General features: G+C 49.3%; 6 protein-coding genes. 1 reads left to right on the top strand and 5 read right to left on the bottom strand.

Annotation, left to right across the window (positions count from 1 at the left end):
- Positions 1 to 176: 176 nt before the first annotated feature.
- The 3 genes from ACKX14_RS13385 to ACKX14_RS13375 form a co-directional block, all read right to left on the bottom strand.
- Positions 177 to 452, bottom strand: a complete 276-nt coding sequence (locus ACKX14_RS13385; protein ID WP_422448460.1) for an HU family DNA-binding protein — start codon at positions 450 to 452, stop codon at positions 177 to 179.
- 94 nt (positions 453 to 546) lie between these two features.
- A complete protein-coding gene (gene mazG / locus ACKX14_RS13380; RefSeq protein WP_422448458.1) occupies positions 547 to 1,335 on the bottom strand; it encodes a nucleoside triphosphate pyrophosphohydrolase in 789 nt (262 codons plus the stop codon).
- Between the two features lie 6 nt (positions 1,336 to 1,341).
- Complete coding sequence (locus ACKX14_RS13375; protein ID WP_422448456.1) at positions 1,342 to 2,946, bottom strand: putative polysaccharide biosynthesis protein; 1,605 nt, start codon at positions 2,944 to 2,946, stop codon at positions 1,342 to 1,344.
- 179 nt (positions 2,947 to 3,125) lie between these two features.
- On the opposite strand from ACKX14_RS13375, the gene pckA reads away from it, so the two are divergent.
- Positions 3,126 to 4,682, top strand: coding sequence for a phosphoenolpyruvate carboxykinase (ATP) (pckA, locus tag ACKX14_RS13370; protein ID WP_422448455.1), 1,557 nt, complete (start codon positions 3,126 to 3,128; stop codon positions 4,680 to 4,682).
- A 189-nt stretch (positions 4,683 to 4,871) separates the two neighbouring features.
- On the opposite strand, the gene spoVT is transcribed toward pckA, so the two are convergent.
- Positions 4,872 to 5,432 (bottom strand): stage V sporulation protein T, encoded by a 561-nt coding sequence (gene spoVT, locus ACKX14_RS13365; protein ID WP_422448453.1) that lies wholly within the window; start codon positions 5,430 to 5,432, stop codon positions 4,872 to 4,874.
- 91 nt (positions 5,433 to 5,523) lie between these two features.
- On the bottom strand, positions 5,524 to 6,489 hold the full coding sequence (locus ACKX14_RS13360) for a peptidylprolyl isomerase (RefSeq protein ID WP_422448452.1): 966 nt from the start codon (positions 6,487 to 6,489) through the stop codon (positions 5,524 to 5,526).
- Between the last annotated feature and the right edge of the window lie 26 nt (positions 6,490 to 6,515).

Below are 6,515 nucleotides of genomic sequence, written 5' to 3'. Positions count from 1 at the left end.
TGTCTTTTTTACAAAAAGTGAGCTAAATATTTTCCATTTTGTTATTTTTAGGTACTTGACTTTTTACCGCAGGACTTTTGTTTTGTCCCTTTTTTATTATTCGACATAAGAATGCAAATAATTCCGGGCATAAAAAAAACAGGTCGCAACGACCTGTATCAAACAAATCAGCATACCTATTTATTAATATTGTCTCTCAACGCTTTACCGGGCTTGAAAGCCGGAATGCTGGCAGCCGGAATATCGATTTCCTCACCGGTCTGAGGATTGCGACCCTTTCTGGAGCTTCTTTCCCTGACTTCGAAAGTTCCGAAGCCAACCAGCTGAACCTTGTCTCTTTTCGCCAGGGCTTCCTCCACAGTTTCGACAAACGCATTTAAAGCTTTTTCGGTATCTTTCTTCGTCAAACCGCTTTTTTCGGCCATAATGGATATAAGATCCGCTTTGTTCAAGAAATGTCCCTCCTTTGAATTATACCTTTTATATTTTTAACATATTTAGACTATTCTCCGTCTGTCTTCAAAATCCTTCTTGTACGAAGGTATTTTAAAACTTTTTTTCTTGTTTCTTCCCTTCTTCCCAGAGTTTATCCATCTCTTCCAGACTCATATCCTGTAATTCCCTGTCGGATCTTGCGGCAGCCTGTTCAACGTAGTTGAACCGCCGAATAAATTTTTTCGTGGCATCCCTCAGCGCCAGCTCCGGGTCCACTTTCAGGAACCTGGCCACGTTTACGGCAGCAAAAAGCAAATCTCCCATTTCTTCTCTTATTTTGTCACAGTTGTTATCTTTATATACCTCTTTGAGCTCCTCCATTTCCTCAAATACCTTATCCATAGCGCCCTTAACATCGGCCCAGTCAAATCCCACCCGGGCCGCCTTCTCCTGGACCTTGTAAGCCAGCATCAAAGCCGGAAAGGTCGCGGGGAGACTTGCCATGCTCTGGGCTTGAGTCTTTATATCCTTTTCCTCCCGCTTTATATCCTCCCAGTTTTTCAACACCTCGCCGGCGTTTTCAACTTTCACGTCTCCGAAGATATGGGGGTGGCGGCGGATCATTTTTTCGCAAATGCCGTCTATGACATCCCCCATATCAAACTCTCCTCTTTCTTCCGCCAGGCGGCTGTGAAAAACAATCTGCAGCAGAAGGTCTCCCAGTTCCTCCGTAAGATCGTTCGCGTCGCCCCGGTCGATGGCGTCTATTACTTCGTAGGCCTCTTCTAGTAAAAAGGGTTTTAGCGACTCGTGGGTCTGGGCTTTGTCCCACGGACATCCGTTTTCCCCCCGCAAAGCCGCCATAATGTCTATTAAATCCTGCATGGTGTATTTAGCCACCCGGCATTACCTCCTGAAATTGCCAAATTTATTTAAAAAAACTATTATGCTGCGACCTCCCGGCAAAATGGCCAGGTCGTCTTTTTTTACGCCGCCGATGACCAGTAAAGATATGCCGTAAACTGCGACTCCAAAGACTATGGAAACAAGGGTCGCCATGTTCTGGCTGAGACCGTAAGCCATAAGGCCTCCAAAGGCGAAACGCACCGCGGCTCCCATCAATAGCGTGGCCATCACGGGCTTTATTATCATGTATTTTATGTCTACGGCCAGGCCGGTCCACCTTATCACCGACCCGAAGTTCAGCAAAGACGAAATCATGTATCCCGCCACCGAACCCAGGGCCGCCCCCTTGATATTTATCAGCGGCATGCCGGTCAGGGTGTAATTGATGAAGATTTTGGCCAGCGCGCCTAAGAAGAGATTTCTCACGGGAATGAACGTCTTGCCGGCCCCCTGAAGTATGCCCGTGGTGGTCTGGTTGAGGGATAAAAATATGACTCCCCAGGAAAGCACCGCCAGCGGTACACCCGCCTCGGGATTGTTATAAAGGAGCACCGATATGGGCTCCGCCAGCACAAACATGCCCACCGCCGCAGGCAGACCGAAGATTATGCTGATCCTTACGCCGGTTTCGGCCCGGGATGACATCAGGCGCACATTTTTCAGCGCCACGGCCTCTGAGATGGCGGGCACAAGGCTGGCCGAAAGGGATATGGTTACTATGGCCGGAAGATTGATTAAAGGCGCCGCCATCCCCGTCAGCTGCCCGTAAAGTTCGGTGGCCCGGGTAACTGAAAAACCCGCATACTGCAGCCTCCTGCTTACGATGGCCGCATCGGCCAGGTTCATGATAGGTATGATAAGCCCTCCCAGAGTTATGGGAATGGCAAAGGCAAACAAGCGGTAGATTATGCTCAGGGGGTTTTCCACGCGCCCGCCGGTATCGGTATGTATCTGCCGGAATATTTCTCCTCGCCTTTTAAAATAGACCGCCACGAGAAGGATAAGACCGGCCGCCGCCCCCACCACCGGGCCGAATGCGGCCCCCGCAGCGGCGTATTCCAGCCCGCGCGGCAAAAGCAGTGTGGCCAGGACAAAAACCGCTACGACCCGCCCCAGCTGCTCCACCACCTGGGAGACGGCGGAGGGCGTCATATCCTGCAAGCCCTGGAAAAAGCCCCGAAAAGTCGACATAATGGACACGAAGAAAATGGCCGGAGCAATGCTGACAAGCGGGTAAAAGGCTTTGGGGTTTCCCAGTACCCTTGCCGCCAGGATTTCCGCGGTTCCCGCCAAGAGCAGGGTCAAAAAAAGCCCCACCGATGCAAGAACTGCCAGGGATACCATAAAAATCCGGTAGGCGTTTCTATATCTCCCGGTGGCCACATCCTCGGCCACCATTTTTGATATGGCGGTGGGCAGCCCGGCGGTAGAAATGGAAAGAAGGGTGACATATATGGGGTAGGCCATCTGATACAGCCCCATCCCTTCATCCTTTATCATCATGGCCAGGGGTATTCTGTAAACGGCTCCCAGGATTTTCACCACAAAGCCTGCCGCCGTTAAAATCAAAGCGCCTTTTAGAAAGGAATTCTTTTTCTCCGTCAAAAAGGAATCCGCCTTTCTTTTTAAATTCCGTCAATAATTATATTCCATTTGCCGGAGAGCGGCAACATTTAATTTTCTCTCTGATTTCTCCGGGCGAATTTTAAAAAAATGCTGGTTTATGTAGAAAAAATATAGTATAATGTTTTTTAAAATAAAATTCGTAAAAGCGGGGGTTGCAAATGGATATCGCAGGTCTTTCAAATTTAAAACAGGTATACAGAAATCTTCCGGTTTCTCGCCTGGTGGAAGAAGCTTTAAAGAGAAAAGAAGGTGTGCTGACCGAAAGCGGTGCATTTAACGTCTACACCGGAAAATATACGGGGCGTTCGCCTAACGATAAATTCATAGTAGACGAGCCTTCGGTACATGACGACATCTGGTGGGACAACAACAAGCCCTTCCCGGTGGAAAAATTCGAAAACCTGCTTAACCGCTTGAAAGCCTATCTGCAAAACCGGGAAGTCTTCGTTTTCGACGGTTTTGTGGGGGCCGACCCCAGGTTCCGGCTGCCCATCCGGGTGATAAACGAATACGCATACCAGAATCTCTTTGCCCACCAGCTTTTTATAAGGCCTACAGAAGAGGAACTAAAAACCCATGAACCGGGATTCACCGTAATCTGCGCTCCCGGTTTCAAGGCCGATCCTAAAATGGACGGGACGGCCTCGGAAGCCTTTATCATCATCAGCTTTGAGAAGAAACTGGTCATCATCGGCGGCAGCCAGTACGCCGGGGAGATTAAAAAATCCGTATTTTCGGTGATGAACTACCTCATGCCCAGGGCCGGAGTCCTTTCAATGCACTGTTCCGCCAACATGGGCCGGGACAGATCCACGGCGCTGTTCTTCGGGCTTTCAGGCACCGGCAAAACCACCCTTTCGGCGGACCCCGAAAGATTCTTGATAGGTGACGACGAGCACGGCTGGTCCGACGAAGGCATCTTCAACTTTGAGGGCGGGTGCTACGCCAAGTGCATTAATCTTTCGGAAGAAAAAGAACCTCAGATATACAATGCCATAAAATTCGGCGCAGTCCTCGAAAATGTGGTTTATGACGAAGAAACCAGGAAACTGAATTACGACAGCGACAAAATCACCGAAAACACCCGGGCGGCGTACCCCGTGGACTTTATACCCGGAGCGGTCATTCCAGGCGTGGGCGGCCATCCGAAAACGGTGGTCTTCCTTACGGCCGACGCCTTCGGAGTGCTGCCTCCTATAGCAAAGCTTTCCAAAGAACAGGCCATGTACTACTTCATATCCGGCTATACCAGCAAGCTGGCCGGCACCGAAAGGGGAATAACCGAGCCCCAGGCCACCTTCTCCTCCTGCTTCGGAGCTCCCTTCCTGCCCCTTTCACCCATGGTCTACGCCGGACTGCTGGGAGAAAAGATACAAAAGCACAGCGCCGGAGTGTTCCTGGTGAACACCGGCTGGACCGGCGGTCCTTACGGAGTGGGCAGGCGCATGGATCTCAAATACACCCGGGCCATGATAAAGGCGGCGCTGAACGGCGAACTGGAGAATGTATCCTATGAGCGGGACCCGATTTTCGGGTTGATGATACCCAAAACATGCCCCGATGTGCCCGAAAACATTCTAAACCCCAGGAATACATGGCAGGACAAAAACGCCTACGACGAGACCGCGAGGAAACTTGCCTCAAGTTTTGCAAAAAACATAGGCAAATTCTCCGGCATAGCACCGGAAGTGCTGGCTGCCGGGCCAAAGGCGTAAAAACCGGATATTCATTACAGAATTCCAATCTTCGCCGCTTTATTTCATTCAAAATGGGAGCCAGGGCTGGCATTGCCCTGGCAAACTCCCAGCCTCCGGCAAATAAAAAATCAAAGGATAGAACATCCATAGGGCCGCTATGAAGTCTATCCTAAATAATCCGCATTTTTTACTTTATTGATTTTTCCTCTACTGTTCCATCTGCTTCGCCAGGAAACCCGCCGCCGTCTCGGCCACCTTGACCTCCAGTTCACCCATGGTGACGTTCGGCTCCTTTGAAAGGAGGATGACCGCCCCTATGGGGTCCCCCTCCGCTATGATGGGCACTATCACCTGGCTAGAGTATTTGATCTTGCCGTCTTCCTCGTCCATCGTAATCTTTACGTAATCCTTTTCACTGGTCTTGCTTATCAAAACGGTCCTGCGTTCATCCATAATTTTTTCCAGCGCGGGGCTTATGGGTTTATCCAGATATTCCTTTTTCGGCGCCCCTGATACGGCTATGATTGCATCCCTGTCTGCTATACATGTAATATGGTTCACCGATGCGTGCAGTGAATCGGCATACTCCCTGGCAAAGTCTCCCAGTTCCCCTATGGGAGAATATTTTTTAAGGATTACTTCTCCTTCCCTATCCGTAAATATTTCAAGAGGGTCGCCCTCGCGAATTCTGAGAGTCCGTCGTATTTCTTTGGGAATAACGACTCGTCCCAGATCATCGATGCGCCGTACAATTCCTGTTGCCTTCACCAGTATCCCTCCTTTGATCTGGATTTTGATTTCACATATAGTATATATCGCATTAACCTGTTCTATTCATTGGAGGGAAAGTGTAGAAGCGCTAAATGAACTTTACTATCCTGGATTGTTTTTGCCACTGTTCCATGTACTTGTTGAATTTATCATCTTTTTCTGCAGCTTCCAGGTTGCTTTTAATGTAATCTTTCACATCCTCAAAAGCAAGCGAAGTCCTTTCACCGGTAACCTTTATTATGTGGTAACCGTACTTGGTTTTAACCACATCGCTTACCTCGCCCGGCTTCAAAGAAAATGCCGCCTTTTCGAATTCCGGCACCATCTGACCCTTGCCGAAATAACCCAGGTCCCCGCCTTTGTCCTTCGTTCCGGGATCAGTGGAATACTTCCGGGCAAGCTCCGCAAAATCGGCGCCGGCTTTAAGCTCTGAAAGCACCTTTTTTGCCTCTTCTTCGGTGGGAAGGAGTATATGACTCGCCCTTATTTCCGGAGAGGGCAGTTTGAAGCTGTCTCTGTTGTCATTGTAGTACTTCTTAACTTCGTCGTCAGTAACCTTTATATCCCCCGTCAATTTTTCCTTCAAATTCTGGATTAACAGCTGCTGCTTTACAATGTTCTCGAATTTTTTCCTGTCCATTCCCTGTTCCTTCAGGTAATTGTCCAGGGCCTCTTTACCGCCGTGATAGGTTTCTATCTGGCTGATGGCTTCCTGCAGTTCACCCTGCTTTAAAGTCACGTTCTGCTTTTCAGCCTGCTGGAGGGCCAGCACATCTTTTATCATGCTGTCCAGGACTTTTTTCCTGATGTCCTGCAGGTTTTTTTTACCTTCCTGAGTGGTAAAATCCTGGCCGTTGGCCTCAAGGATTTTTTTAACCTGCAGGACCTGTTCCTCAAAGTCCGACTTCAGGATGTATTCGCCATTGACGGAAGCCACGACCTCCTTGTCGTCGATAATCCTCCCTTCACCGGCGGTCTTTTGTATGATGCCGCAGCCGCCCACCAGTATCAATACCGCCGCAAATAATCCTGTGATCTTCAACCGAATGTTCATTAAAATCCTCCCCGCGATTATTTCAT

The sequence above is a fragment of the Thermorhabdus hydrogeniformans genome (assembly GCF_049310025.1).
GTDB lineage: Bacteria > Bacillota > Thermosediminibacteria > Thermosediminibacterales > Tepidanaerobacteraceae > JBJYKD01.
Note: the sequence above shows the minus strand (reverse complement) of the source record. Positions and strands in the feature narration are given on the sequence as shown.